Raw genomic sequence first — 25,987 nt, forward strand, 5'->3', positions numbered from 1 at the left:
AATCACCCAATGATTATTCCTCCATCAAATCTCATATGGGGCCCTCCAGAACTAACAAATGCCGTCTGCCCCTTTCCACAGAAGCCCGTCTCAATTCCGAAGTCCTTTCCAACAGCTGTAATCTTCTTCAGAGCTTCAATTGCAATTCCGCTGATGGAAGTATCTCTTATCGGCTTAGTAATTTCACCGTTCTCAATCATATACCCCTCTTGCACACCAACTTGGAATGCTGAATTGAGCTGAGCCTGACCTCCTCTGAAGTCAACAACATAATAGCCGAACTTAATGTCCTCAATCATCTCCTCAAAGCTCCAGTCGCCGGGCTCAAACACTGTGTTGCGCATTCTGATGATTGGGGGGAAAGTGTAGTCTTGAGCTCTTGCATGCCCATTTGGCTCAATTCCCCACTTGTGGGCATATTCCCTGTTAACCATGAGTTCCTTCAGAATTCCGTTCTCAATGATGTGAATATCTCTAACGGGAACACCCTCATCATCATATTTGTCGTTTCCAAAGCCGCCATCGACGATTCTCTCGCTCATTGTAACGAACTCAGGTGCAATCTGCTTGCCCATGAGGTCTTTAAACGGCGAGTTAATTGTAAGATCAGCCTCAGCTAAATGTCCCAATGCCTCGTGGGCAATGATTCCAACTATAATTGGTCCGGCAACAATTGGGAACTCTCCTCTCTTCGGTGCAACACCGTTGAGTTGAGCGTGGAGCTTCTTCAAAACTCTCTGAGCAACAACTTCATTGGTTTCCCTTGTCTCAAATATCTCCCAGCCATAATCCACTTGCCCTATTGAGTCCCTGCTTGCGGCTAACTTATCCCCTTCCTTTCCAGTTGCCCAGATGTACTGGACGAGATAGTTGACGTCCCACCTTATGTTTGCCCCTTCGTTTGTGAGGAGGATTTTTTCACCACTGGCATCTTCATAGCGAATCATTGTGGACTTGACGGCTTTATCCTCCTTAAGGAGTTTTTCAAGCTCTCTGAGATGCCCAATTTTGTCATCGATGTTAACCTCAACGGGTTTAATCTTCATCTTGCTCTTTACAACATCTTCAACGGGCTTTATCTCAGCAAGCTGAATCTTTTCCCTCTTTGCTTTTGCTCCAGCTTTTGCTAATTTATATGCTTCTTCAATTGCCTTTTCCAAGTTCTCTAAGCGGTTGGTTGAAGAAAACCCCCAAGCCCCATCCGCAAGAACTCTTATTGCAACTCCTCTTTGAACTTTGTTTGTGAATGTTACAAAAGTTCCGTCTTTAAGCTCAAGATTAGTCTTTTTGAGGTTCTCATAGCGCAGCTCTATGTATTCTGCTTTTAAATTGTTCATAGCCCATTCAAGGGCTTTTTCGAGAACATCTTGCATATTGACCACCTCAAATTCATCTCTGGGCTAATTTACATTACCACCATATAAAAGGATTTTGCGCAGATTTGAACACTTAAATATGCATCTGAAGGAAGTCTTTTTAGGAGGGTAAAATTAGATTACACTGGAGGTGAAGGAAATGAAAGCCGAAATTAAGGAGTTCATTGACAGGGGAACTTATAGGAAAGCCCCATTGTTTGAAGGTGAGCTTCCTGAAGGGAGTTACGCTCAAATAGTTGAAATTAAACCCAAGCAGACGGTTCCAAAACACTATCATGAAAAACAATATGAACTATTTTACATAATTAGCGGACAAGCAAAGCTCGGCATTGAAGAAAGAGAATATGATGCAAAACCAGGGGACATATTTTTAGTTAAGCCCAAGACTGTTCATTGGGTTGTCAATAAAAAGGAAGAGCCATTCAGGCTTTTTGTGATTAAGCTGAACTACTTTGGAGATGATAGCGTTTGGCTTGAGTGATTTGCCCTTACGCTTTTGTAATTTTTCTGCTTATGATACTACGCATTCTTTCTGTAGCTTCTTTTGGGAAGATTATCCTATTAATGCCTTTGTTCATTTACCAACTTTTTGACCAAGTCCACAAGCTCGTCAAGAGTCCTAATGTGATAATCAGCGTCTTCCACAAAGTTATCAAACCTCAAAACCTGAACTGCTTTAATTCCAGCTCTATGTGCAGCTTTCACATCCAGCTCGCTGTCTCCAATGACGAGAGCTTTATCGGGAGGAACATTCAAAACTTTTAGTGATTTCAGAATTAGATGTGGATTCGGCTTTACGCCATCAAGATATGAATAATCCTTACCAAAAACTGCGTCAAAGTATTTTCTTAAGTTGAAAAGCTCTAAAACAAACTCTGTGCAGTCTTGAGAGGCATTGCTTACAGCAGCGAGTTTTAGTCCCATTGTTCTTAATTCCGAGAGAGCTTGAGGAACGTCTGGAAAGATTTTAACCTTGCCTTCTTTCGCTAACACCTTCCGGTATCTGAGGTTCACATTATCAACGAGCTTCCAAAATTCTACATGGTCAATGCCAAACCTTTCGACGTAACTCCGAGGAAGAATTCCTTTAACCATCTTCCTATAAGTCTCAAAATCTATATTTATACCATGCTGCTGGAACGCAGGCTCAAGATATTTGCTGAACCACTCCTTTGCATCATAGTTCTCGTAATAAACAAGAGTCTCGTCAACATCAAAAATTAACGCCTTAATCAATTTGCACACCTCAGACAAGACCGATATCATCACTGTTCAGCCGGTTGATCCGTCATCATTGGTTTAGAAATATTTGGAATAAAAAGTTAAAAAGCTTTCAGAAGAGATCCTCCAGCTTGACATCAATCTTATCTGGTATAAATGGCAATACATGCCTTGTTGTCTTTGGTGAGAAAACCTCCCCTCTTTTTACAAGTTCCATGACCTCCTCTTTGCTTGGTGCTTTTCTGATAAAGACATAGTCAATTTCTCCTTTGTCCATGTCCTCTTTTGCATCCTCTTTAAGGCCATAGTAAATGAGCTCAATCTCTCCTTCAACGCTCATCTCATCAAGGACTTTACTCACAATCTTCTGCTCTTTCAGTCCTCCTAGAATCTTGAATGCCTTATCTTTGCCAACAAGAGCAAAGGCAATTTCTCCTTTCTCTGCCAATTCTTCAGCATCTTCACACTCTTCAACTGTAAGTCCTTCTTTTTTAAGTCTTTCAAGAACTTTTCCCAAGTCGCCTTTGAACGCTGGGTACCAAGTGTAAACTTTCACATCATCGCTGAAGTAGTCCAAAATCACCGATGGAGCTTTTTTAGCCCCAAGTTTCATAAGACCAGCCCATCTGTGGTGTCCATCGACAATTAGGTACATATCTTCGCCGGGAACTTTAGCTAAGAGCATCGGCTTCCAAAAAACTCCCGAACCTGTAACACTTTCGATAAACGCTTCAAGTTCCTTTTGGACGAGTTGCTCGTGAGGCTTCATTTTTTCCAGCTCAATGAAAACATACTCAACTTTTTTTACTGGAATATCGTACTTTGGAACCTTTTCAACTCCCATAAATATACCTCCCAAAAGCTTTACACTATTGTGAAACATTTCACAAAATAAAAAGCTTTTCCTACAAATCCCAATACAAGCTTGTAGTGGTTGTGGATTTATTGGGAGATGACTTTTTAAATTGCTTCTTTTTTGCTTTCTGTATGCATGAAGCACAATCTGGAGAAGGATAGCAAATTTTGGTCAAATCTTCGCCAGAAAAGTTTGCTGGTGGGCCCGCGGGGATTCGAACCCCGGACCTCCACCTTGTCAGGGTGGCGTCATAACCAGTCTAGACCACGGGCCCGCCCAAGTTTGGTGGACCGGCCGGGATTTGAACCCGGGGCCTCCGCCTTGCCAAGGCGGCGCTCATCCCAGGCTGAGCTACCGGCCCACCTGCCAAATTATAGACATTGGAGTTAGTTTATAAAGTTTTCGCCTTAAAGATACCCGAACCTTTTTAAAACATGCAGTATTCCTTCGGCTCCTCCTTCTCCGTAGGGCTTTGTGGTTATATAATCTGCTTTTCTCTTTAGACTTTCTGGGGCTTGAGCAACTGCTACCCGATAACCAACGACTTCAAAAGCGTCCAAATCATTTTCCCCATCCCCAATGTGGGCGACTTCTTTTGGCTTTATACCTAAGATTTTACATGCCCTCTTTATGCCGTTACCTTTATTGACCCAAGGTTGCTTTACATGGATTGCATATCCTGAATCAACAGCAACCAAATTCAATCCAAGCTCTTTTATGAGCTCTCTAACAACTCCAACAGAGATAGTTCTCCTTAGAACAAGACCAGCCCTTCTTTCACCATATCTCATCGTGTGGCTCATTTCCGCTTCAGGATAGCGTTTCTTCAGCTCACTCCAGAGTATCATGCACTCTCCCATGTCCCCAAGATATATACGATTATTTCCATTATGATCCGCAACAACTCCACCATCTTCAGCTATTATTGGTCCCGTAGTTCCAATCAAAATACTCGCTCCCATTGCAAAGCCTGCAGTATTTCCTGTTACAAGCATCACTTTGACTCCTAAGCTTTCAGCCAACCTAATAGCCCTGAGAGCTTCTTCGTGAAGCCTTCTGTCCTTATAAGTTATTGTTCCATCAATATCCACCGAAATGACTTTAATCATATAAACCACCTCAATGATCCTTCATAATCTCCCTCAAGACGCTTGTAGCATAAACTCCTTTAGGAAGGAAGAACTTAAAGACCATAGCATTCTCTTCGGGAAGAGCTTTATATTTAAACTCCAAAGGCTTTATTAAAAGCTCTCTTCTTCCACCAGGCTCAGCCAAGATTTTTAAACTTTTCATTTTGAACTCTTTTAGGTTTATCCCTTCATCTTCAAGTATCTCCCTCTCTATTTTTCCCATTTCCCCATCCGCTAAACGGGAAGCAAAGCCGAATATTGGACCTGTAACCATTGCCTCCCCCTTTTTGATTTTTTCATTTACCAGCCTTAGCGTTCCTCTTGTGACTTTGAAAGTCTTGCTCCTCAAAGGAATTCCGTGCTTAATTTGACAGACAATATCACCAACTAAAGCCTCATTTAGGGGTAACCCCTCCTCAATTCTTCTGGAAAGGACTTTATTGAAAAGATATGACTGATATGAATGTATGAAAATTCTGAGGATCGGTCTCGGCAAAACTGCAAACGCTTTTTTCCAGCTCTTGGTCTCTTTATACCGATAGAGCATCGCTCTTTCGTATCTCAAGAATTTAGGAAATTCCTCCAATGCTTTTTCGATGTTCTTGGTCTCTAAAAAATTTTTTCTCGCTTCATCACCCTCCATTTCACCGGTGTATTCACCTAAAAATTTAATTGCAGCATCTTCAAACTGCCCTTTCAATAGAAGCTTCCCGATTTCGTGATTCACAACTCTCTTCTCGCCAAAGCGCTGATATCCAAAATAATTTGGGAATCCCCCTTTAGATTTAAGCTCAGCTATTATCTCCTTTGTTCTTTCAAAAGCTTCCTCAATTGGTAAATTTGGCTCTCTAATTACAATTTCAAACTTGTTTCCGATCAACATGCCAAGCTTTAAAGCTTTGCCATAACCCACAAACTCAAGCTTTATATCTTGGATTTTTAGAGAGTCAAGCTTTTCCTTTAGTGACGTATCACAAATGCTTATGTATTGAACAGTAAGTGCATGTCTATCTTTTGTCCCAGCAAATCCAATCTCTTTATAATGGATCCCGATTCTTTTTGCAATCTCTTTCACAGCTGCCATTGTTTCCCAATTTTTCTTCTTGAGCTTGTAAATTAAGCAATGACCTTCACTAATTAGCCTTTTTGGGACTATTTCAACAACTATGAAATCTTCGGGTCTTTGCTTGATTTTTCCTCCGATACCCGGAGTTTCACTTAAATGCTTAAACTGCCTGAAAAACTCTTTGTAGTCCATCCATACCCCTCATAACAGCTTTAAATGTCCTGTAACTTTATCGACGAGATCCTCAGGTGCGGGCCCAATTGCCAGACATGTTATTGTTCCAGGAGGAATTTCAGTCAATCCGGCATCTTTGATAAGGGCAGTCGGTATTCCAAGTTTCTCTGCTTCTGCTTTTAACTCAAAGAGCTCCTTTTCATTCTGCACTTTTACAACTACTTTTTTCTGTCCTTCGTGAAACCATGCTTTGAACCATTCTGGTTTCTCCTTATATGCTTGAAATGCTGCTGTAACTGCACCGTGGGCAACTTGAACTGCCAACTTTCCCTTGCTGAGCTTTAAATCCTGCCTAATGACCATAACCTGCTTGTACTTGAACATGCTTCATCCCTAAAATAAGGGGAGAAAAGAATATATAAAGATTAAGAAAAAGTTAAGGAGATTCCTCCTTCTTAAATTCTGGGGTTTTTACTTCTTGCTCCTCTTCTTCCTTCTTGGGGAGCCCCCCAGGTCTTTTCTTTCTCCTCTCCAGTTTACTCCTGACAATCTCATACTTGTTCCTGTAGTTCACCGTTGCAGCCCCAAGAGCAACGACCAATACCAGCAGAATAACTATTAAAGGAGTCTTATAGTCCGGTTTCTTTGGAAGATAACTTACTGTAATATTCTCAATGGCCTGTGCAAGTGGTGTTGGATCTTTTAACGTGTCCAGTGTTTTCTTTATATAATCAGGTAATTCCTCCGGCTTTGGATATACTTTTTGGACTTTCTCCTCAACAATGACTTTTGGTGGAATTGAATTGATAATTAATAGGTTGCCAAAATACTCCTCGTGCCAGTTGCCAAGTGGGTCTTGATATTTGAGCTTTGCACCTATGATTGAAACTGCCTGCTTGAGAACAACATATTGCCCCTCGACTATCTTCTCCTCGCCAGCTTTTATATCTCCGAGCTTAATTGTCGTTTCACCATCAATGCTGTCTGGTAGTATGAGTTCAAGGGTTGCGTTCTTTATGAACTCAAATTCAGGATTTCCTTTTCCGGCTGATACTTTGAATCTAAGCTTGATGCTCTTTTCTTGTGTTGTGATGTAATTGCTCCAAGTTCCATTGAAAGCTTCTGCAGAGAGGGAAATCTCCGGAATTGAATACACCACTATCCCTTTTACCTCGTTTGAGCTTATAACCTTCTTTTGTCCGGCTTCATTGTAATACTCCACTTTTACTTTTCCAAGGTCATATCTGCCAACTTGAGTTGGTTTCAGTGTATATACCAGAACCGGCATTTTTGTGAAGGCATCAAGAGTTTTCAGCGACCAAGTGCCGATTCCACTCTTCAGCTCAAAGTTGTTTGGCAGTGGTGCCATTACTTTGACATCGAAGGCTTTTCCTCTTCCCTGATTCTCCACGTTCACGAATACTATTAGCTCTTCACTGTTGAGCAGCATTTCTTTAGCATTTGTGCTTAAGTCTACTTTTATTTTTGCTTCCCGAACTATTGGGGGAACCTCTGCACCGCTTGGAGCATAGACTTTAATGTAGGTGCGGTTATATGTAAGATCAACACTGTTCGGAGGGATCTCGACTCTAATTGGAGCTTTTTTGCTTGTATAGCTACCTCCCTCTTTTACGCTAAAAGTCTCTAATGGTTTGTTATTCTTATCAAAAAGGCTTAAACTTGAGTAGTATCCTATTGAGTTAAGTCTGAGCTTATATATTGTTGAATTATAGTTTATCGTGAGGATTTCTCCGACATATAGGATATCGTCGTATACAAGCTCTGTTGGTTCAACTTTTGTTTCAGTTGGAGTTTCTTTCGCAGTTGCTTTCTTTATTTCCAGCTTTGTCGCGGCATACTTTGGAACATAAATATCCACAGTGGCGTAGCTATTTTTTACTGAGCTCTTTAGGAACACAAAGACATATGGGTAATAAGAGACTTCATCAGTCAGTTTATATGCAACTCCAAAGCCATCGTTTTCATTGACTGTTTTAGTCAGTGTGGTATATGGCAGATAAACAGTGAACTTCGCACTTGTATCGTAGGCATCAACGAGCTTTATTTTTATGCTTGGAAATCCAGCCGGAAGAGTGTAGGAGTCTCCTTCGTCTAATCTCACATCGGAGGCTATTTTAATCAGAGGAGAGTCAATTGCTATCAGAATTGTTTTTCTGTCTGCTTGGGTCCATTTTAATGTGATTCTCAGGAGCGGATTAGTGGAACTTGGGTAGTAATAGCTGTCCCCCAAACCAAGCACTGCCGTTGCTTTTTTGACACCGTTCTCATAAATGTCCAAGGCAGCTTTTGTCCAGTACGGATCAACATCAGTGAATTTAATCTCATAGATTCCAAAAACAACGGAATCTTTTAGTCCAAGTTCAATCAGGCTTAACCCCGCGTATTCTGGAACAGAGACAGATTTTACAGCTGGGGCTGTTGACAAAAATAACAATCCAATTAACATTAAAGCCATCCTTCTCATATTCTTCTCCTCCAAGGTTTTATCAGCCTAAATGGAAAAAAGGATAAAGGAGTATAAAGCTGTTATGGTGTCAGTCTTTTTCTATCTCTTGGGAATAATATAACCTCCCTGATATTGCCCAAGTTGAGCATCTGCTTAATTAATCTCTCAGCACCTAAGCCAAAGCCTCCGTGTGGTGGCATTCCATATCTGAAGGCTTTTAAATAGAACTCAAAGCTTTCAACGTTTAATCCTTTTTCTGCTATCTGTTGTTTAAGAATTTCATATCTGTGCTCTCTCTGACCTCCCGAGGTTATCTCTACGCCTCTGTACTCTAAGTCAAAAGCCCTTGAAATCTTTGGGTTATCATCATACTTCATAATATAGAACGGCTTAGCTTCACTTGGGTACTGGTAAATGAAGTACAAATCCTCATCATAGTTCTCCTTAATATACTGACCAAGGAGCTTTTCTCCTTCAGTATCTATGTCTTCACCCCAGGGAATATTTTTGCCCAAATCTTTAAGGATCTCCAAAGCTTCTGTGTAAGTTATTCTCCTAAATGGCAACTTTGGCTCTTCGAGTTCAAAGTTGAGGATCTTGAGTTCTTTCTCATTGTGCTCTCTCACATAGTTGATTGTATATGCCACAAGGCGTTCTAACACCTGCATAACTTCATCTTCATCTTCAATAAAAGCGATCTCGGCATCAATGCTCCATGCTTCATTCAGATGCCTTGTGGTGTTATGTTCTTCTGCCCTGAATATTGGGGCAATTTCAAAAACTCTATCCAAACCAGACGCCATCATTATCTGCTTGTAAAGCTGTGGAGATTGCGCCAAGAAAGCATCCTTCTCAAAGTACTTCATTGGAAACAGTTCAGTTCCCCCTTCTGTGGCAGTGGCTATGATCTTTGGAGTATGAATTTCTATGAAGCCCTCATTATAGAAGAACTCTCTTACGGCTTTAAAGACATTTGACCGAATTTTAAAGATTGCCATGACTTCTGGCTTTCTTAGGTCAATAAATCTATTATCTAATCTTGTGTCAAGTTCAGCCTTAACTTTTCCTGTCGGATCCAATGGGAGAGGTGTTTCAGCTTTTGAAAGTACTTCAAGCTTTTCTGGTATTATTTCAAATCCTAATTTGGCTTTGGGCGTGAAGTTTACCATACCTTCGACAGCTACAACATCCTCGCTATTTAATTTTGGTATTAATTTGAATATCTCTTCGCTGACTTTCTTCTTGGGGGCTGTTACCTGAACAATTCCTTCCCTGTCTCTAATCCAAAGGAACTTAATTCCGCCAAGATCCTTGATCTCATAAACCCAGCCAGCAACTTTAACTCTTTGTCCGTTAAGTTCTTCAGTTATTTGACTTGAATAGTGGGTTCTATACATTTTCAAACCTCCAAAAGAATGAAATCAAATAAAAGCAATTTTGGAGTCTTTTCCAGTGATTTGAGTTAGAATATTCTCCAGAACCTCTGGTTTCTCTGGGAGTTTGTTTTTATCCCTCTGAAGAACTAAGACCTTGTAGTACTGTCCGCCGTTTGGTTTATAGACAATGTTAACTCCAAATATACTTGCTGGATAGAACAAATCCGTTGCAAGCTTCTTAACATCATCTGTCCCCTTGATCTCTCTCCCCTCAATTACTCTGATCCTCTTACCAAGCTCCCTCATCAGGAGTTTGATATTCTTCCCACCTTTGCCAATTGTAAGCGGAACATCTCCTTCGCCAACCATAATCACAATTAAGTCCCCAGCCTCAACAGCCCTTTTGAACTCTATGTCAGCATCTCCCAGGAGTTTGTAAAGCAGTCTTGCAATTTTAACGTCAAGTTCAGAAATAACACCCTCTTGCAGCTTTTTTTCATCTGCTGGACATAGAATGTCGTCAGTTTTTAAACAAACCTCACAGATTGGTGCTTTCATTTGCTCACCTCCTATTAATATTAAAAATGAACATAACAAGCTAACACTTTTTTGTGAGAGTTATTTAAAAACCTTATCATTCAAAAATTCGGGCTGTTTCATAGGTGGTGACAAATGGAATTCTTGGATTCTTTTGTTTTGCGTAATTTTTAAATAGTTTTTGGATAATTGTTTTTATTGGTGTGGCAGTCTCCGGTATGTGGGGTTTTAAGCCCGAATGGAGACTGGAAAACGGAAGATGTGGGGAGTCCCCGTTCCCCCCGAAAGCCACCCGATGAGCAGAGGGTGGAAGGTTATCCGCTACGACACTCCCAAAAGTAGCGGATAACCAGAACGGTGATTCTCCCAGTATATGAGTATACTGGATGGATACAATATGTCCTAAAGCTCGCCTTCAATTTCTTTCCTTATTCTATCTATGAACTCCTCTACATATTTATGTCTCTCAAGTGCCATTTCTTTAGCGGTTTTTGTATACATCAAATCTTTAAGCTTCAGAATTTTCTCCTCAAAGTGCTTGAGGGAATACTCTATGCTCCTTCCGTGCTCTCCGGAGTACATGAAAACTCTTGCAATTCCTATCGCTCCTATTGCATCAAGCTTATCCGCATCACTGAGAATTTTTGCTTCAAGAGTTTGAGGTTCTGGTGGTTTTGAAAAGCGATGTGCCTCAATTGCATGGGCAACCTGGTCAGTCTTTTCATATCCCAGACCTTTAAGAAAACGTCTTGCAATCTTTGCCCCCTCTTTAGCATGGTCTTCAATCTTTCCTTTGCTTTCAAGAGGTCTTGCAATATCATGTAAAAGCGCAGCCAAAGCCAAAACCTCTAAATCTGCACCCTCTTTTTTTCCGATGTGCATGCAAAGTGCAAGGACTCTTTCAGTGTGTGAAAACCCGTGTGTGCCCTCTCTTTCAAAAAAGTTTTTGGCAAATTCCTCTGCCTTTTTGATTATAGTCAAGCTTTTCTCATCTTTTATGAAGTCTTCGATTCTCATTCCAACCACCTTACCTTTCTGACTAAAGCTGGTAATTCACTGTTTCCTTTAAAAGCTCAACGATCTTTTCATGGATGTCAACACTTATCCCATCAACGCTCATAGCAGGTTTCTTGATTATTCCATCAATAAGCCCGGCAGAAACTATAACCTGCAAGTTCTTTCGTTCATCCCAACCTTCCAAAAGGTTTTCTCCAACCTCAAGCGAAACCTGAGCTACCAGTCCGTAAGCTCCCCAATTGGAAACTGCAGAAACTATGAGCTCATCGGTATCAACTATGGATGCGATTTTCCCTCCAAGAGGGATGTATTTTTCAATGAGATGCCTAATTTTCCCCATTCCTATTTCGTTACCACCATCGCCAATTCCTATGGTTGGTATCCCTAATTTTTTGGCTTCTAAGAATATTTCGTCAAAAGGGGTAGTGGTTTTTACTTCAAACCCACTCATAGAGTAATACTTTCCATCTTTTGCTCTTCCAACAGTTTCAACGCTTATCAGAAGGGAATACTCCGATACATCTGGCTGCTCCACAAAAGTGATGTCAAAAGGTTTTAGAGCCTTTTTCACCTGCTCATGTGCCCAGATCTCGGCTTTTCCACCTATTTTTTCAACAGTTTTGTAAAGTGCCAAAGCTCCCAATGGTCCATCATTTTCACAGATGTTCATGGGAGGGATGGGAAAGCTTGAGACAACTAAGACTTTTTCCGAATTATCTATGAGCAATTTTGCAGCATTTTTTAAGAAATTGAAATTTCTGAGACGGTATTCCAGGTAAACCTTCAGAATTCCTCTGCCATAGATATCAGTATTTATGATGTGAGCTATCATTTTCATTCCTCTATCTCATATACTACAACCTTAACTCTCTTACCCTTAAGGACCTCTTTCAGTTCCCACCAAAGTTTTGTTGGGGATTCCTGAGTGTGGATCAGCATATCACCATTTTCAAGTTTAACTATCTTTTCCTTATACTCAACAAAAATTCCCTCCTTGCTAAATATCTCTTTCATTTTAAACCCCCCAAGATTTTTCTCAACTCATGAAGGGTTCTAATTTCGTAATCAGCGAAGTTGTACCCTTTTTCATTATTCCTGTTGATCCAAACAGCGATCATTCCAACATTTTTTGCACCGTATACATCCTGCTGCAAGCTGTCACCAATCATTATTGCCTCTTTTGGCTCAACTTTAAGCTTTTCCAATGCGTATATAAATATCTTTGGATCTGGCTTTATTGTGTTTACATCCTCTCTGGTGACAATTACGTCAAAATAATTGTCGAGTTTCGCTATTCTGAGTTTTAGTTTTTGATAGGTTGGTCCGCTTGTAACGACTCCAAGTTTGTACCCCTCTGACTTTAACCACTCCAAAGTTGGCTTCACATCAGGAAACACATGGATCTTATGAGGATACGCAATTAGAAGTTCCTCATACCTTAGGTCTAAGTTGAAAAGCCTGAAAAAGAAGTTCCAGTCGTGCCATTCGTAAGTATTCCTCCGACTCAGTATCTCCTCAAGAAACTTAGCCCTTGCCTCCTCCTTTCTAATCTGAAGTCTCCTTGAAATCTCTTCATATACCTGAGGAAGAAAAAGCATCATTAATGGTTTTTCTGTTAAAAGTGTCTCATCTACATCAAACAGAATTGCCTCCATTTGACCACCTCTTGATTAAAAGTGCTAAAATCTCGATTTCATTATCAAGCTCCTTGTTCATTCTAACTCCCCATATTATGTCCTTTTCCCTCAGAAGATGCTGAAACTTTTCCAAAATCTCGTGGGCATTCTTTAGAGGTACGTTCTTACCTACCATTATGCTGATTAACCCCCTGTCCCATATTCCCCAGTTCCATTCAAAGTTAACATCCCTTAGGATTCGCAGTATGCCAATGTTGCCTCCTTTAATCATGTTAAACAAGTCAGCGTAGTCAATGTTAACGAGCATTTGATTTTCAAGATAATAGTAAAGCTTTGAGAACATGAGTCCAATTTGTTTGCTTGCCGCATTAAATGCATCTTCTAAGGGTATTGCTGTGTATGTGCTTAAAAACTCCGAAAGTGAATCGTAAAACACGGTCTCAAAACTATAAGCCCATTCTGGTCTTTCCTCATGCACGAGTTCTTTATAGGGGGAGAGCACATAAGCTAAACGAATCACATCCTTCGTAAGAGCATCGTTGATGAGCCTAACAATTTCGATGTTAATTGGCTTGTCCTCAAAAATAATCCAGATTATCGTATCATCACTTAGGCTTCCAAAAAAGCTTTTAATTTGCTTTACAAAAGAATGTCTCTTTTTATCAAAGAGATAATAGGAGGAATCAAGGGGCACTTTGACAGCATTGGGTATGTCAATATTTCTCACAATCCTTATTCCACTGTTTCCAATTCCAACAAAAATATGGGTGAAGGAAATCATGGTGACCCCTATTCTAAGGTCGCATGCTTTCTCTTCATATCCTTTTCGGTCTTCTGGAATGTTGCCATTAAGAGTGCAATTATCCCATCCAGAAAGACCATTGTGGAATCCTCGAAAAGCGTTCCCATGGGAGCTATCCATTTGTACTGAGTCAGCATCTGTCTCGCTATGTAATCAGTCGGGACATCAGTTTTTGCTCTTCCTGGAATTTCAACCACGACATCAGCTAACTTCCCAAGTGTTGAGTTCTTGTATGAGGTTATGGCAACGACTTTCCCTCCCTGCTTCTTTGCGATTTCAGCTGCATCAACTATTGTCCTCGTTTCTCCACTCCCGCTGATGGCTATCAGCAAATCGCCTTCTTCAAATGCTGGGGTTATTGTTTCTCCGACCACATAAACATTGAAATCAAGATGCATTAGCCTCATAGCAAAAGCTTTACCCACGAGACCACTCCTTCCTGCCCCATAAATAAAAATCTTGTTAGCTCCAATCATTGCATCAACCATTCCTCTAACCTCTTCAAGCCTGAGTGCATCAGCAACGTGATCAATGTGTTCAGTTATATCATGCATAGCTTTTCTTATTGTCTGCATGTATTCATCCCAAAAGAGATCAATTATCCTCCTTGTAACCTCTTCTGGATTCTCCGACTTGGTTATTGCCCCACCCACGATAATTATAGTGGCACCAAGTTCAATGACTTTAGGAATAGTCTCTAAGTTCAATCCTCCTGCAACTGCAACTGGGATTTTGACTGCTTTAACAACTTTCTCCAAATCTTCAAGCGGACTCTTTCCTTGTGCTTGCTCATCTATCCCTGTATGAACAAGAATATAATGGACTCCCATCTTTTCAAGTTCTTTGGCTCTTTTGACCTTATCTTTAACTCCAATTAGGTCAACCATTACCTTTATCCCATATTTTCTCGCTACCATAAGGGCATCTCTTATTGTTTTATTGTCAGCAACTCCTAAAATAGAGACGACATCTGCTCCATGCCTCGCTGCCATTTCAACCTCTAATGCTCCGGTATCCATAGTTTTTAGATCAGCTACTATTTTTCTATCAGGAAAACGCCTTTTCATCAGTTCAACTGCCCTCATTCCCTCTTTTTTAATAAGTGGAGTTCCAACCTCGAGCCAATGGGCACCGCCGCGAGCAGCTTTTTCTGCTATAGAAATAGCCTGTTCAATATCAGTCAAATCCAAAGCAACTTGCAGAATCATCTTGAACTCCTCCGAATATTTTCTTAGAGCTTCCACCTTAACATCAATTGCACACTTTTTAACTTTAACTCTCAAAATTTTTGACAAGAATTTGCAAACATAATTAAATAATTATTTGATTACTTAATTGTGTGTCAAGTGAAAACAGACAACAGTGGACTAAGTTTAAAAAGAGTTCACTGAATTAAATCTTGGGAATTACGATGGTTACATTTATTCCGTTTGGAGAAAAACCAAATAGAGAGGGCGTCATGTATGTTCTCAACTTTCTTCAAAAAAACAAGCTTATTGAGGATTACATGGTTGTTGAATCAAATACCATTGAACTGCTTTCTGAGAGATTACCCGTGGATGAGGCATACATAATTGGTGATCATCTTGCAACATATGGAATACTTCAAAAGCTAAAGCCAAAGGCAGTTATAAGCATAGATGCCCACACTGACCTAATGCATGACTATCTTGATCATGGATCCTGGCTTGCTTATGCTCTCTCAGAAAGAATAATTGAAAAAGCCTCAATCATTGGGCCCGTCCTGATGATACCAACCACAGAAGGGACCGAACTATGGACAAGACGGGTTAAGATATTCCCTGCCCTGCCCAGAAGCAGGAAAACAAGAGGTAAATGGAAAGCTTACAAGAGCTTGAAGAATCATCCGATAGATGAGATAATAAAAGATACTAAAAAGTACCTTGGAGAAGAAATATATCTCACCATTGATTTGGATGTTCTCCTACCCGACTACAAAATTGCCCGATTTCAGCATGGTGAACTTACATTGGAGGAACTTCTCAACATCCTTGAAGAAATTAAGAGGAACTTCAACATCGTGGCATTTGATATAGCGGAGATTTCAGATAAGATAAAACGTTCCCGTTTAGGAAAAAAAGCCTTAGCTGATGTATTTCAATTGCTAAGCGGTGAGTAACAATGGCACTAAGCGATGAAGAGATAAGAAAAATAATAACCCCTCTCCTACTTTCAGGGGCAAAGATGCTCGACAAGCATTGCCCCAAGTGTGGCTCTCCCCTCTTTGAATTAAATGGAAGGGTCTTTTGTCCTGTGTGTGAACATCGAAAAAAACAAAGAAAAGCGGAGCTAAAGGGTATTGAGGAGATACTAATGGAGAAACTAAAGGTATTGGCAAACAATTTACCTGATGATATTGAGAAACTCGAAAAGCACTTAAGGGTCATGGAAAAGATAATTGAAATCCTGGAGAGATACAAAAAACTGGAGGGAGAAGAATGAAACATTTAAAGGTTTTAAACATTCTTAAAGGAAAAGAACTAACAGCTGAAGAAATTTCAAGAGAAGTTAGGATTTCTCATCCTGAAGTCAGAAGAATATTGCTTAGATTAGCAGAACAGGGAAAAGTGGAAAGCCTTCAGAAAGAGGGCAAAATACTCTGGAGGCTCAAGCAAAGAACCCGCGAAGAAGAGGAATTCAAATATGTATAAAAGAAAAAGGAGCTAAACTTTTGTTGCCTTCTCCCAGTATTCATTGAACTTTCCTTTAAAGAGGCTAACAACTCTAAAGTCTTTAATCCAGACTTGGGTCTCATAGTTGAAGTACCTGGCAGCCATGTCTTCAAGTGCAAAGAACACTTCCTCATCACAGATCAGCATTGGCAGTTCAAGAGTGTCAATAACCTTAAGTTCAAACTTTCCATTTTTGTAGTAGTCCATGAGCTTTGATGCCTGCAGTCTTGGGAGTATCTGCTTGGTAACAACAATTTTAACGGTAATACCTTTTTCGATAGCTTTAATGATGTCATCCTCAAGGTTTATTGCAACGTATCCATCGTCTGCAAGAAGTATCTCCTTCTGGACGCCCTCAAGCATTTCTTTTGTCTTGAGTGTTGAGTTTCTGATTCCTCTAACAACCCACACTCTCTCTACACCGTACTTTGGAATCTCTGTCTCTATCAATGGCGTCATGAGTTCAAGTAGCTCCTCCTTGGCCTTCCTCTTTGCCTCAAGCTCTTCTTTAACTCTCTCCTGCCACTCCTCAATGAATTTCTCAAGTATGTTTTTCGGGTGAACCGGTCTGTACTTGTTGACTTTGCCAGGTTGGCTGATGGCAAAGCCCTTCTTCTCCAAGCTCCTCAACACATCGTAAGTTCTTGGTGCTGGGACTTCAGAAACGCTGGCCAACTCCGCTGGAGTAAGAACTCCAAACGCGACCAAGGCAACATATGCCCTTGCTTCGTATAAGTTCAATTCAAAATGTTCTTGTAAAAGTTCTACCATTCTGTCTTTTGCCATTTTTACCACCATCATGGTTCTGTTAAAATATATGTGAGCCAAAGGTATATAACTTTTTTCCAACTCAATTAGTTTTACATCTTATTTAAACTTCTGATTTTAACATAACTTCATCTGATTTTATCAATGTTGCATGCATATACAAAACCTTTACTCAGTTATAATTTTAAATCTTTTGGTTCAGGCAACAATATTGATCAAATGCAACAATATATTACTAAACAAAGTAGATAACAAGAAGAAGAACAGACATCACTTTAAGATGTACTGTTTAATTTCCTCATACATATTGCTGAGAACTTCCTGATAATCTGCTTTGTTTTCCTCTACCAAGTCCATAAGCTCTTCAAGCTGCCTCGTCCTTTCTTCACTTACAAGCTCTTTGTATTTACTTATGAGATAGTGATAGACTTTAGTTCCAAGTTCCGTTGGGACTAACTTCTTCCTTCCCTTTGTCTCAATGACATAGTGTCTGTCCAAAAGGGTCTTAACAATCTTTGCATAGGTGGATGGTCTTCCAATCTTACGCTCTTTCATAAGGGCAATCAGATCACCCTGAGTGTAAAGGGAAACTTTTGGTGCTCTCCATTTCTTAACTTCAATGACTTTGAGCTTCTGTCCTTTTTCAAGCCTTGGTAACTGTTTTAATGGGGGTGCCCTTAATTTAGTCCAGCCATCAAAGATTATTTCAACGTATCCTTCAATCTCAGTCTTGGCAATTCTTGCATCGATCACAGCTTTTTCATAGAGAACTTTCGCAGCTTTCATCTGCGATGCCATGAACCGCTTAAATATCATGTCATAAAGCCTGAAATGATCTCTTGTAAGTCCCCTTGCAAGGGTAATGATACCATCTCTCAGCAGTTGCATTAATCTTCCGGTGTCAATTGGTCTTGTGGGTCTTATACACTCGTGTGCTCCCTCTTCACCCCATTTTCTTGGAGCGAAGTATTCTTCTCCAATTTCTTCGCTAATGTATTCCTTTGCAACTTCAATACCCGTGTTGCTGACATGAGTTGAATCAGTTCTGTGATAAGTAATAAGACCAAGCTCGAAAAGATCCTGTGCCAATTGCATTGTATGAGGAGCGGAAAATCCTAAGAACCTTGAAGCATCTTGAAGCATTGTATCTGTGGTATATGGTGGGAATGGGTTTATCTCCTTCTCCTCAATCTGTACATCCTCAACGATTATCTCGTTGACTTCGTCTTTAACGCCTTCAAGGGTTACGCTTAAGCCGTTCTCCAAAGTCAGCGCCATGAAATCTGTCTCGCTCTCTACAAATTCCTTGTATCTCTGTATCACCCATCCAAGAACTGGCGTCTGAACTCTACCAGCCGATAAGTTTCTGCTCTCAAAAACTTCCCACAGCTTTTGGCTGAGCTCGAATCCAATCCATCTGTCCTCTATTCTCCTCACTAATTGGGCATTGACCCTAAACTCATTAACGTCTCTCGCTTCATTCAATGCTTTCAATATGGCAGGTCTTGTAACTTCGTGGAACTCAATACGCTTGATATTTGGGGTGTAAGGACTCAGGACATTCCTGATATCCCATGCAATCTTTTCTCCCTCTACATCTGGGTCAGTCCCTATGAGAATTTCATCAACTTCCTGAGCTATCTCACGCATTGCAATTACATTTTCCAGAGCATCCCTAACATTCCTTGAGCCACATCTTGGACAGACTCCTCTCTCCTCCCAGTCAACGAACTGATGACCGCAGTCTCTACAGCGTTTTATTGTGTCATAGACTGGTATGAAGTAGAGCTTCCCATCTCTCTCCTCTATGAGAACGCCGTGATAACCTTCCGTTGTAACGAGGTCGAACATGTGCCCGCCGCTTGCCAGAATCGTGAGCATTCTGTCGCCTATGCTGACTTCATATGCCACCAAGTCGCCAATCCTTCTCTTGCTTGGCTGTCCAAAGAAATTAGCAATTGTTCTGGCTTTATTCGGAGATTCAACTATCATGAGGGCAGACTTAACTAAATCCTTGGTCTTTTCACTTATCTTTCCAGCAAGAATTAGTCTGACTTTCTCCCTATCAGAGTCAATCTCTCTCAAAAGCTCCTCAAGATTAAGCTCTTCAAACGGCTTCATTTCGAACTCAGCAAAGCGCCATCTCATCTGCCTCTTCAAGCCGTTGAAGACCTTTTCGTTGTCCACTATTATTACGCTCAGGCCCTTTGTAATTCCACCAGCAAAGAGACGTGAGGTTCTTCCGCTTGCCTGGATGTAAGTTCTAACATCTGGGATCTCAATGTACCATTTTCCCTCCTCTTCTTTGAGGCTGACGAATGGATCTTCTTCTATGCGTTTGAGCACTTCTTCTTTCTTTAGAACTCTCCTCAAGAACTCAACGCTCTGTTTGAACACTTCAAGGACATGGCTGTGGAATCCTTCCAACGGCAGACCTTCAGCCAATGCCTCTTCAATTTTCATCAATTCAAACTGTGGAATGTTTCTAATCAAACGCCTCAAGCGAGCATAAAGCCTTTCGCCTTCTCTTCTATCTTCCTCATCGAGGAATTCCATGACTTCACTCATCAATCCTAAGACCCTGTAAATTGTGGGTTGCTCTAAGTCAAGGCTGAACCTGAATTTCGGCACGCCTGTAAAGATTGCGTATCTGATCAAGTGTGGCAGATCTAATCCCCTAACTATTGTTCCATAATAGGTTGCAACACCAACCAAATAGTCAATTTCTTCGTTTTCAAACTTCTCCAGGCCTTTCTTGTTTCTTGCAGAGACAAGCTCAACCTTGAAGCCTTTTTCTTGAAGATACTGTGTAAGCTTCTCAGCATAACTAATTCCTTGATCAATTGGGACAAATATTAATCCTCCCTTACCAAGTTTTGTCAAAAGTTCTTCAACATGTTCCTCAATTGACTTCTCTGGGAAGAGATAGCTGTCAACAACGTTTCTCAACGCTGACCTTCCGCTTCCTACTTCGAAGTCTAAAAGCTCACGGTAGAGCTTTATCCTATCTCCCCTTGCGCTTCCAGTTGCTGAAGCTACAATTAATACTCCAATTTTATTCTCCCGCTTGAACTTTCTTATTTCTCTCTCAAGCTTGTTAATCTGCTTGTTGAGTTCCTTCAACTGTTCTTGCTTGTCTGGGCTGTTGCCATTAAGGAATTTTGCCATCTGCTTCTTCAGCCTTATAATTTCCCATGCCTTCTGGATTATCTCTTCTGTAAAGCCGAGCAGAATAAGGGAGCGGTCAATGTTCTTTGAGGCTTTCAGAAATGCATCAACATCATCAACGAAGATAAAGTCAAATCTCTTATCCTTGAGCATCTCATCAAAGTTTCTCGCAAGCCACTGGGCTGAAGTTATGAGAATATCAAAATCCCCGCTCATGATTTTTTCAGTCATCTCCTCTTTTTCCTTCTTCTTCATGCCACCGTGGTAATAAGCGAGGTTGATCTCAATTCCAGCCCTTTCTGCAAATGTTTTCACTCTCTTAATTGTCTGCACCACAAGCGGTGTTGTTGGTAAGACTATGTAACTCTTCTTTTTCTTTTTGGCATAATACAATGCCATGAATGATCCAAAAACACTTTTACCCATGCCTGTTGGAGCTATGATGGAAAAGCTCTTGTTTTTAATTAGCCTCTTTACCCAGGTTTTTTGGGCACTCCAGAAGTTGAAACCCGTGGCTTTCTCAAAGAGATCTTCAATTTCCCTCAGCTTCTTCTCAAGCTTGTAGATATTCTCCCAGTGCTTCAGTGTTCTACGCAGCTTGAGAGCTTCTCTAATGCCCGTTATCAAATCAAAGTAAATTTCAGCCTGAATTTCCCTATCGAGACAAACATCACATGGATGCTTCTTGTACAAGCGTTCATCACTAATCCTATCCTCACAGTTTGGACACATTTCCCTATAAATCGCTTTCATTTTCTCACCCTCTAATGTTCTATTTAGGTAATGCAAAGTTTATAAGGGTTTTTTAGATTCCCATTGTGGGTGGGACAATGATAATCGAGAGAATTAAGCTTAAGGCTGAGCTCACAGAAGAGCAGTATGAGAGAGCAATAAAGCTTGTAGAAAAGCTAAAATCAACGTTTGCAAACGTTCTCGTGAAAAAATTCAAAACACAAGAAAAGATAAGCTTTATTGATGTGGATTTAGGTGTAAGGTTGAATTTTGATGTGATAATTGGAAATCGTGGTAAGCCCTTTATAGCTGTAGAAATGGGAGGAAATAAGTCAAAATATGCCTTTCAGATAATGAAATTTTTCCTTGACGAGCTCGGTGTTGAGTATTCCTTCGATTTTGACGGAAAAGAAGTTTATGACACGTTGAAGAGGAGAATTAAGGCAAAGAGCCTGCTGGATTATTTGACATAAATTTTTTCAATTCTTCAAGCTCTCTCTCAAGCTCCTCGATGAGCTCATAATCATAAAAGACTTTCTTAAATTCCCCAAACTGTATGAGCAAGGACTCATAAAATTCCTCTGAAAACTCCCTCTTTAGCAGAGCAAGAGCTTTCCTGAATAACCTCGCAGCTTCGCTTCCACTCTCATCGTGATTCACATAATAGATCAGCTCCTTTAAGACAATGGACTTTCCAATCTCTGGATTTTCAAAAATGATCTCATCTACAACAGCCTGTGGCGAGAGTTCCACTAAATGGCTTGAAGTCTCAAAATATCTCCCATTTTCAAAAGCTTCCAGCACAGCAAATACATGCTTGCAGTCTTTCCCAATAGGACAAGTGCATCTGTTTTTTCCACTTTTTATGTCGACCTCAACGTAATACGGATAAGTCCCAAGAATCTTCCCATAGAGTTTGTTCTTATACTTCAGCACCCACAGAACCTTGCCCTTTTTGAAATACTGCTCTCCCTTCTTTTTTGCATTGTTCATGTTAACCACTAAAGTTAGTAACAACGAGGACTTTTAAAGATTTCGTTCTGCGGTACTATTAAAGGGCGAAACCTATAAATTCAGGGGAGATGACTAAATGTTGAGGTGATGGCATGGATGTTTTTGAGCTTGCGCGGAGGTATCACCAAGAGCTTGGGATAAAAGAGCCGAGCTTTGCAACTTTGGCTGCGGAAATTTTTGGAGAGCTTGGCCTCAAAATATACGAGCACTTAAAGGGCGAAGGTTACACTCTCAAAAGCACACGCTTTATTGACTACGATAAGAGCCTTGTATTGGAAGTTGTAAAAGAGGAAAAAGCCTTCGAGATTCTTCTCAGAAAGGCTTAAACTTTGTAGTCAAATACTATTTCCTTCTTTTCTCCTGGCTTTACGGTTATCTTAAACTCCACATAGTGTGCTGTATCATCTATTGGCTCTACTGTAGAGCTCAATATTTTGCCGCTCCACTTGTAATGCCTGACAACAACTTCTTTCGTCCTGTTTCCAAAATTCTCAATTGTAATCCTCACTTTGTAGTATGTTGAATCGCTTTCTCTTCTCTGCTCAAGGATTTCTGTTTTACCTTTCAGATCAACATCCCTTCCGAGCTTGAGCCTCAATGTATCACCTTTAGCGGTATGGTCAATTTTCTGCTCGCCAATTAAAACTGTTGTATCGTTCATTTCTTTGTAAATCTCTACAATGCCAGCGGGAAGCACTTTTTCAGCCTTAAATGATATAATCTCATAAATCTCATTACTTCCACCGTAGGGATAGCTCTCGTATAGATACTCTCTTTCAAAGGATGTCTCTTGGGTAATGTAAGGTATCATCTTCTTTTCAAAGGAGTTTACACTAAGCATTCCAAGGTTGTAAAGGTAGAATGCTTCAATTTTTTGAGGTTGCTCTGGAATTCCAGCAGCTGCCTTTTCTGCCGTCGCATAGACCTTTTCCATAACAACTTGCGGAGGAGCATAGAAGTTCACTTCTCCCGAAACAAGCATAACTTTAAAGTCTTCAAATGTCTTGTTTGTAGGGTTGTCAATCACTATGTATCCAAAGAGCAAAGCTTTGTTGGTTAGGTAGAGCTTATACCTTGAGCTCCAGCCAATCGACTGAACTCTGTAAATCAGCTTGAACTTATACTTTCCATCTTCTTCAGCTTGTATAATGGCATAAGTTTGAGTTTTGGCTTTGCTTCCCAATTCAGTGATCTTCATATATGCAACTTCCTCGGGCTCAATCAGATAGTAAGAATCCCCCTGAACTGCTATCTTGCCGTCTTTGTAGCCTAAAAACTTTCCCGTTATTGTTTCACCGCCCTTCAGCTTTATTGTGACAGTTTTTCCAATGTTTGCTTCAAACACTCCTTTGGTTGGGTATGCTTGCGAATTAATTCCCAAGACCATAACTTTATCGCTCAAAGGCTTTAAAGTAATTTCTTCGATATTCAAACCTTCAATCTCCGCAAGAGGTACTTCGTTGAATCCCTTTTTGAGATCCAAGGTAATTGTTTTCTCGACAACTCCAATGCGTGCAGAGTCGTAGAGAACCAGAGTCCCACTTTCATCTGCAGCCCTTGTTTGATGAAGTACTATCATTGCCAAGAGCAAAAAAGCCACAAAAATTCCACCTAAAATTTTCTTTTTCATTATTTTTCACCAAGAATAGTTGGCTTTTATACTATTTATAGAGACCGACAGCTTCAAGCCGAGTTGAAGCAAATGATGGAAAGACTTTTAACATTGTAAACATAGTTGAAACTGCAGTCATGATAATTAGAGGTGGTAAAGATGGATAGGGTTTCAAAAGCAAGGGAAATTATCGAAAAAGCCAAGGCTGAGGGCAGACCTCTTGTAGAACCAGAGGCTAAGGAGATTCTCAAGCTCTACGGCATTCCAACCCCAGATTTCAAGGTTGCAAGAAATGAGGAGGAAGCCGTTAAGTTTGCAAGGGAGATTGGTTATCCAGTTGTCATGAAGATTGTCTCACCACAGATCATCCACAAGAGCGATGCCGGCGGTGTTAAGATTAACATCAAAAACGATGATGAAGCAAGAGAAGCCTTCAGAACAATCATGGAAAATGCAAAGAGATACAAGCCAGATGCAGATCTTTGGGGTGTTATAATCTATAAGATGCTTCCACTCGGAAAGGAAGTTATCGTTGGTATGATTAGAGACCCACAGTTTGGTCCAGCTGTCATGTTTGGTCTTGGTGGTATCTTCGTTGAGATTCTTAAGGATGTCAGCTTTAGAGTTGCTCCAATAACAAAGGAAGAAGCACTTGAAATGATTAAAGAAATCAAGGCTTACCCAATTCTTGCCGGTGCAAGAGGAGAAAAACCAGTAAACATTGAGGCTTTGGCAGACATAATTGTTAAAGTTGGTGAATTGGCCCTCGAGCTTCCAGAAGTCAAAGAGCTTGACATCAACCCAATCTTTGCTTATGAGGATGAGGCAGTTGCAGTTGACGCAAGAATGCTACTTTGATTTCGTTCTTTTCTTCCATTTGCTATGAAAATAAAAAGAATTAAGCGATCGTGAAAATCTTTATTGTATTTGTCCCCACTGTCTTTTCTATTGGCTTCCCCGATGTTAAAAGCACAGTATCGTTGGTCTTCACAATTCCAAGATCCTTTATGAGCTGAATAAGCTCCTGTTCATTTGTGGTATCCTCAACGCAGAAGGGGTAAACACCGTAGGAGAACATCAGGCTATTACAGACCTGTTCATCTTCAGCAAAAGCCAATATCCACTGTTTTGGCTTGAATCTCGAAATCAAGCGGGCAGTTTGTCCTGTTCTTGTGGGTGTTAGAATGTACTTTATATCAACCGTGTTTAATGCTTCAATTATGCTTCTCGTTATGGCATCTTTTATTGTACCTCTTTTCGGTATTTTTTCCTTCCATTCAAGCATTCTTGTATGTCCTGAAGACTCCCTATATGCTTCAGTGGTCTTTGCAATTCTTGCCATCATCCTCACGGCTTCAACGGGATACTTACCTATTGCCGTCTCCTCGGAGAGCATGACAGCATCAGTTCCATCCAATATAGCATTTGCAACATCTGTAACCTCGGCCCTTGTTGGGATTTTGTCGGCAGTCATTGATACGAGCATTTGAGTTGCTGTTATGACGGGTTTTCCAACAAGATTTGCCTTGTTTATAAGTTTTTTCTGGATTATAGGAAGCTTTTCTATTGGCATCTCAACTCCTAAGTCGCCACGTGCTATCATTATTCCATCTGCAGCATTGAGTATCTCGTCAAAGTTTCTAACGGCATCTGGTCTCTCAATCTTTGCTATTGTGAAAATCTGTTTTCCTCTCTTTTCGGCAAATCTCTTGACCTTCATAACGTCATATGCCGAACCAACAAAGGAAATCCCTACGGCATCAACACCATGCTCAAGGGCAAACTCCAAAATTTCTAAATCCCTCTCGGTAATTGCCTCGAGTGGAAGATTGATCTTTGGAATATTGATACCTTTTCTTGAGAAGAGTGTGCCTCCAACTATTACCCTGCAGATAACATCATTTCCCTGAACATCCTCCACTTTTAGTGTAATGTATCCATCACTTAGGTATATTACATCCCCCTTAGAAACCAGTTTTGGGAATGCCTCACATTCCACTGGAATTGTTGTTTCGTCTCCTTCTATCCCCCTATTTGTCAGCACCACAGTTTGCCCTCTGTGCAGAACAACAGCATCGCCCTTAAGCTTGCCCACCCTAATTTTTAAGCCTGGCAAATCCCCAAGAATTGCTACACGGGTATTTAGTCTCTCGGACACTTCTCTTATCGTTTCAATTGTTTCTGCATGTTGCTCAAAGTTTCCATGCGCAAAGTTGATTCTCGCAACGTTCATCCCAGCCTTTATCAGCCTTTCAATCATGTTCTTTGAGTTAGAGGCGGGCCCTATTGTAGCAATTATCTTTGTTTTATGGGAAGGAAGCCTCATCTTTAAGCACCTCTT

The 25,987-nt window shown here is 40.6% G+C and carries 27 protein-coding genes and 2 tRNA genes; 7 read left to right on the forward strand and 22 right to left on the reverse strand.

The features are described 5' to 3' along the window. Window positions 1–2: 2 nt before the first annotated feature. On the reverse strand, window positions 3–1,373 hold the full coding sequence (locus TERMP_RS03710) for a TldD/PmbA family protein (protein ID WP_013467018.1): 1,371 nt from the start codon (window positions 1,371–1,373) through the stop codon (window positions 3–5). A 142-nt stretch (window positions 1,374–1,515) separates the two neighbouring features. On the opposite strand from TERMP_RS03710, the gene TERMP_RS03715 reads away from it, so the two are divergent. Next, window positions 1,516–1,857 (forward strand): cupin domain-containing protein, encoded by a 342-nt coding sequence (locus TERMP_RS03715; RefSeq protein WP_013467019.1) that lies wholly within the window; start codon window positions 1,516–1,518, stop codon window positions 1,855–1,857. Between the two features lie 80 nt (window positions 1,858–1,937). Here the strand turns inward: TERMP_RS03715 and TERMP_RS03720 are convergent, their stop codons facing one another. The 16 genes from TERMP_RS03720 to hxlAB all read right to left on the reverse strand — a co-directional run bounded on the left by TERMP_RS03720 (window position 1,938) and on the right by hxlAB (window position 14,867). Then, complete coding sequence (locus tag TERMP_RS03720; RefSeq protein ID WP_013467020.1) at window positions 1,938–2,612, reverse strand: HAD family hydrolase; 675 nt, start codon at window positions 2,610–2,612, stop codon at window positions 1,938–1,940. A gap of 97 nt (window positions 2,613–2,709) precedes the next feature. Beyond that, the gene (gene serK / locus TERMP_RS03725; protein WP_013467021.1) at window positions 2,710–3,441 is read right to left on the reverse strand and encodes an L-serine kinase SerK; all 732 of its coding nucleotides are present in this window, start codon (window positions 3,439–3,441) and stop codon (window positions 2,710–2,712) included. A 208-nt stretch (window positions 3,442–3,649) separates the two neighbouring features. Next, window positions 3,650–3,727: transfer RNA gene (locus tag TERMP_RS03730), tRNA-Val, on the reverse strand. 9 nt (window positions 3,728–3,736) lie between these two features. After that, a tRNA-Ala gene (locus TERMP_RS03735) sits at window positions 3,737–3,814 on the reverse strand. Between the two features lie 46 nt (window positions 3,815–3,860). Continuing rightward, a complete protein-coding gene (locus TERMP_RS03740; RefSeq protein ID WP_013467022.1) occupies window positions 3,861–4,562 on the reverse strand; it encodes a phosphoglycolate phosphatase in 702 nt (233 codons plus the stop codon). Between the two features lie 10 nt (window positions 4,563–4,572). Continuing rightward, complete coding sequence (truD, locus tag TERMP_RS03745; RefSeq protein ID WP_013467023.1) at window positions 4,573–5,841, reverse strand: tRNA pseudouridine(13) synthase TruD; 1,269 nt, start codon at window positions 5,839–5,841, stop codon at window positions 4,573–4,575. A 9-nt stretch (window positions 5,842–5,850) separates the two neighbouring features. Beyond that, a complete protein-coding gene (gene pth2, locus TERMP_RS03750) occupies window positions 5,851–6,207 on the reverse strand; it encodes a peptidyl-tRNA hydrolase Pth2 (RefSeq protein ID WP_013467024.1) in 357 nt (118 codons plus the stop codon). Between the two features lie 52 nt (window positions 6,208–6,259). Then, a complete protein-coding gene (locus TERMP_RS03755; RefSeq protein WP_013467025.1) occupies window positions 6,260–8,308 on the reverse strand; it encodes a DNA cytosine methyltransferase in 2,049 nt (682 codons plus the stop codon). Window positions 8,309–8,370: 62 nt separating this feature from the next. Beyond that, on the reverse strand, window positions 8,371–9,687 hold the full coding sequence (gene aspS / locus TERMP_RS03760; RefSeq protein ID WP_013467026.1) for an aspartate--tRNA(Asn) ligase: 1,317 nt from the start codon (window positions 9,685–9,687) through the stop codon (window positions 8,371–8,373). 24 nt (window positions 9,688–9,711) lie between these two features. Next, entirely contained in the window at window positions 9,712–10,224 is a 513-nt protein-coding gene (locus TERMP_RS03765; RefSeq protein WP_013467027.1) for a KH domain-containing protein, read from the reverse strand. Between the two features lie 381 nt (window positions 10,225–10,605). Next, complete coding sequence (locus TERMP_RS03770) at window positions 10,606–11,220, reverse strand: HD domain-containing protein (protein WP_013467028.1); 615 nt, start codon at window positions 11,218–11,220, stop codon at window positions 10,606–10,608. Between the two features lie 22 nt (window positions 11,221–11,242). After that, on the reverse strand, window positions 11,243–12,052 hold the full coding sequence (locus TERMP_RS03775; protein ID WP_048159918.1) for a glutamate cyclase domain-containing protein: 810 nt from the start codon (window positions 12,050–12,052) through the stop codon (window positions 11,243–11,245). A 2-nt stretch (window positions 12,053–12,054) separates the two neighbouring features. Further along, complete coding sequence (locus tag TERMP_RS03780) at window positions 12,055–12,234, reverse strand: hypothetical protein (protein ID WP_013467030.1); 180 nt, start codon at window positions 12,232–12,234, stop codon at window positions 12,055–12,057. Continuing rightward, entirely contained in the window at window positions 12,231–12,875 is a 645-nt protein-coding gene (locus TERMP_RS03785) for a TIGR02253 family HAD-type hydrolase (RefSeq protein ID WP_013467031.1), read from the reverse strand. Before TERMP_RS03785 ends, TERMP_RS03780 begins: the two co-directional genes overlap by 4 nt. Further along, window positions 12,856–13,638 (reverse strand): FtsZ/tubulin family protein, encoded by a 783-nt coding sequence (locus tag TERMP_RS03790; RefSeq protein WP_013467032.1) that lies wholly within the window; start codon window positions 13,636–13,638, stop codon window positions 12,856–12,858. Before TERMP_RS03790 ends, TERMP_RS03785 begins: the two co-directional genes overlap by 20 nt. Window positions 13,639–13,646: 8 nt before the next feature. Continuing rightward, window positions 13,647–14,867: a bifunctional 3-hexulose-6-phosphate synthase/6-phospho-3-hexuloisomerase gene (hxlAB, locus tag TERMP_RS03795; protein WP_048159919.1), complete on the reverse strand. Its 1,221-nt coding sequence runs from the start codon at window positions 14,865–14,867 to the stop codon at window positions 13,647–13,649. A gap of 203 nt (window positions 14,868–15,070) precedes the next feature. Here hxlAB and TERMP_RS03800 point away from each other — a divergent pair, with 203 nt between their 5' ends. The 3 genes from TERMP_RS03800 to TERMP_RS03810 are packed head-to-tail and all read left to right on the forward strand — an operon-like array spanning window position 15,071 to window position 16,331. Then, window positions 15,071–15,799: an arginase family protein gene (locus tag TERMP_RS03800; RefSeq protein ID WP_013467034.1), complete on the forward strand. Its 729-nt coding sequence runs from the start codon at window positions 15,071–15,073 to the stop codon at window positions 15,797–15,799. Between the two features lie 2 nt (window positions 15,800–15,801). Beyond that, on the forward strand, window positions 15,802–16,122 hold the full coding sequence (locus tag TERMP_RS03805; RefSeq protein ID WP_013467035.1) for an Sjogren's syndrome/scleroderma autoantigen 1 family protein: 321 nt from the start codon (window positions 15,802–15,804) through the stop codon (window positions 16,120–16,122). Beyond that, the gene (locus TERMP_RS03810; protein WP_013467036.1) at window positions 16,119–16,331 is read left to right on the forward strand and encodes an ArsR family transcriptional regulator; all 213 of its coding nucleotides are present in this window, start codon (window positions 16,119–16,121) and stop codon (window positions 16,329–16,331) included. The genes TERMP_RS03805 and TERMP_RS03810 overlap by 4 nt, the downstream gene beginning before the upstream one ends. Before the next feature lie 12 nt (window positions 16,332–16,343). Here the strand turns inward: TERMP_RS03810 and trmBL2 are convergent, their stop codons facing one another. Continuing rightward, window positions 16,344–17,138, reverse strand: a complete 795-nt coding sequence (gene trmBL2, locus TERMP_RS03815; protein ID WP_013467037.1) for an HTH-type transcriptional regulator TrmBL2 — start codon at window positions 17,136–17,138, stop codon at window positions 16,344–16,346. 252 nt (window positions 17,139–17,390) lie between these two features. After that, window positions 17,391–21,041, reverse strand: coding sequence for a reverse gyrase (gene rgy, locus TERMP_RS03820; RefSeq protein WP_013467038.1), 3,651 nt, complete (start codon window positions 21,039–21,041; stop codon window positions 17,391–17,393). Between the two features lie 77 nt (window positions 21,042–21,118). On the opposite strand from rgy, the gene TERMP_RS03825 reads away from it, so the two are divergent. Next, window positions 21,119–21,493, forward strand: a complete 375-nt coding sequence (locus TERMP_RS03825; protein ID WP_013467039.1) for a hypothetical protein — start codon at window positions 21,119–21,121, stop codon at window positions 21,491–21,493. Here TERMP_RS03825 and TERMP_RS03830 read toward each other — a convergent pair. Further along, window positions 21,459–22,013: an SWIM zinc finger family protein gene (locus TERMP_RS03830; protein ID WP_013467040.1), complete on the reverse strand. Its 555-nt coding sequence runs from the start codon at window positions 22,011–22,013 to the stop codon at window positions 21,459–21,461. The two genes, TERMP_RS03825 and TERMP_RS03830, sit on opposite strands and share 35 nt — an antisense overlap. Before the next feature lie 113 nt (window positions 22,014–22,126). Between TERMP_RS03830 and TERMP_RS03835 the strand changes: the two genes are divergently transcribed. After that, complete coding sequence (locus TERMP_RS03835) at window positions 22,127–22,360, forward strand: hypothetical protein (RefSeq protein ID WP_013467041.1); 234 nt, start codon at window positions 22,127–22,129, stop codon at window positions 22,358–22,360. Here TERMP_RS03835 and TERMP_RS03840 read toward each other — a convergent pair. Continuing rightward, window positions 22,357–23,664: a DUF4139 domain-containing protein gene (locus tag TERMP_RS03840; RefSeq protein WP_013467042.1), complete on the reverse strand. Its 1,308-nt coding sequence runs from the start codon at window positions 23,662–23,664 to the stop codon at window positions 22,357–22,359. The genes TERMP_RS03835 and TERMP_RS03840 overlap by 4 nt on opposite strands. 141 nt (window positions 23,665–23,805) lie before the next feature. On the opposite strand from TERMP_RS03840, the gene TERMP_RS03845 reads away from it, so the two are divergent. Next, window positions 23,806–24,504 (forward strand): acetate--CoA ligase family protein, encoded by a 699-nt coding sequence (locus TERMP_RS03845; RefSeq protein WP_013467043.1) that lies wholly within the window; start codon window positions 23,806–23,808, stop codon window positions 24,502–24,504. A 40-nt stretch (window positions 24,505–24,544) separates the two neighbouring features. On the opposite strand, the gene pyk is transcribed toward TERMP_RS03845, so the two are convergent. Beyond that, window positions 24,545–25,972, reverse strand: a complete 1,428-nt coding sequence (gene pyk, locus TERMP_RS03850) for a pyruvate kinase (RefSeq protein ID WP_013467044.1) — start codon at window positions 25,970–25,972, stop codon at window positions 24,545–24,547. Window positions 25,973–25,987: the final 15 nt, after the last annotated feature.

The organism is Thermococcus barophilus MP, assembly GCF_000151105.2.
In the GTDB taxonomy this organism is placed as follows: Archaea; Methanobacteriota_B; Thermococci; order Thermococcales; family Thermococcaceae; genus Thermococcus_B; species Thermococcus_B barophilus.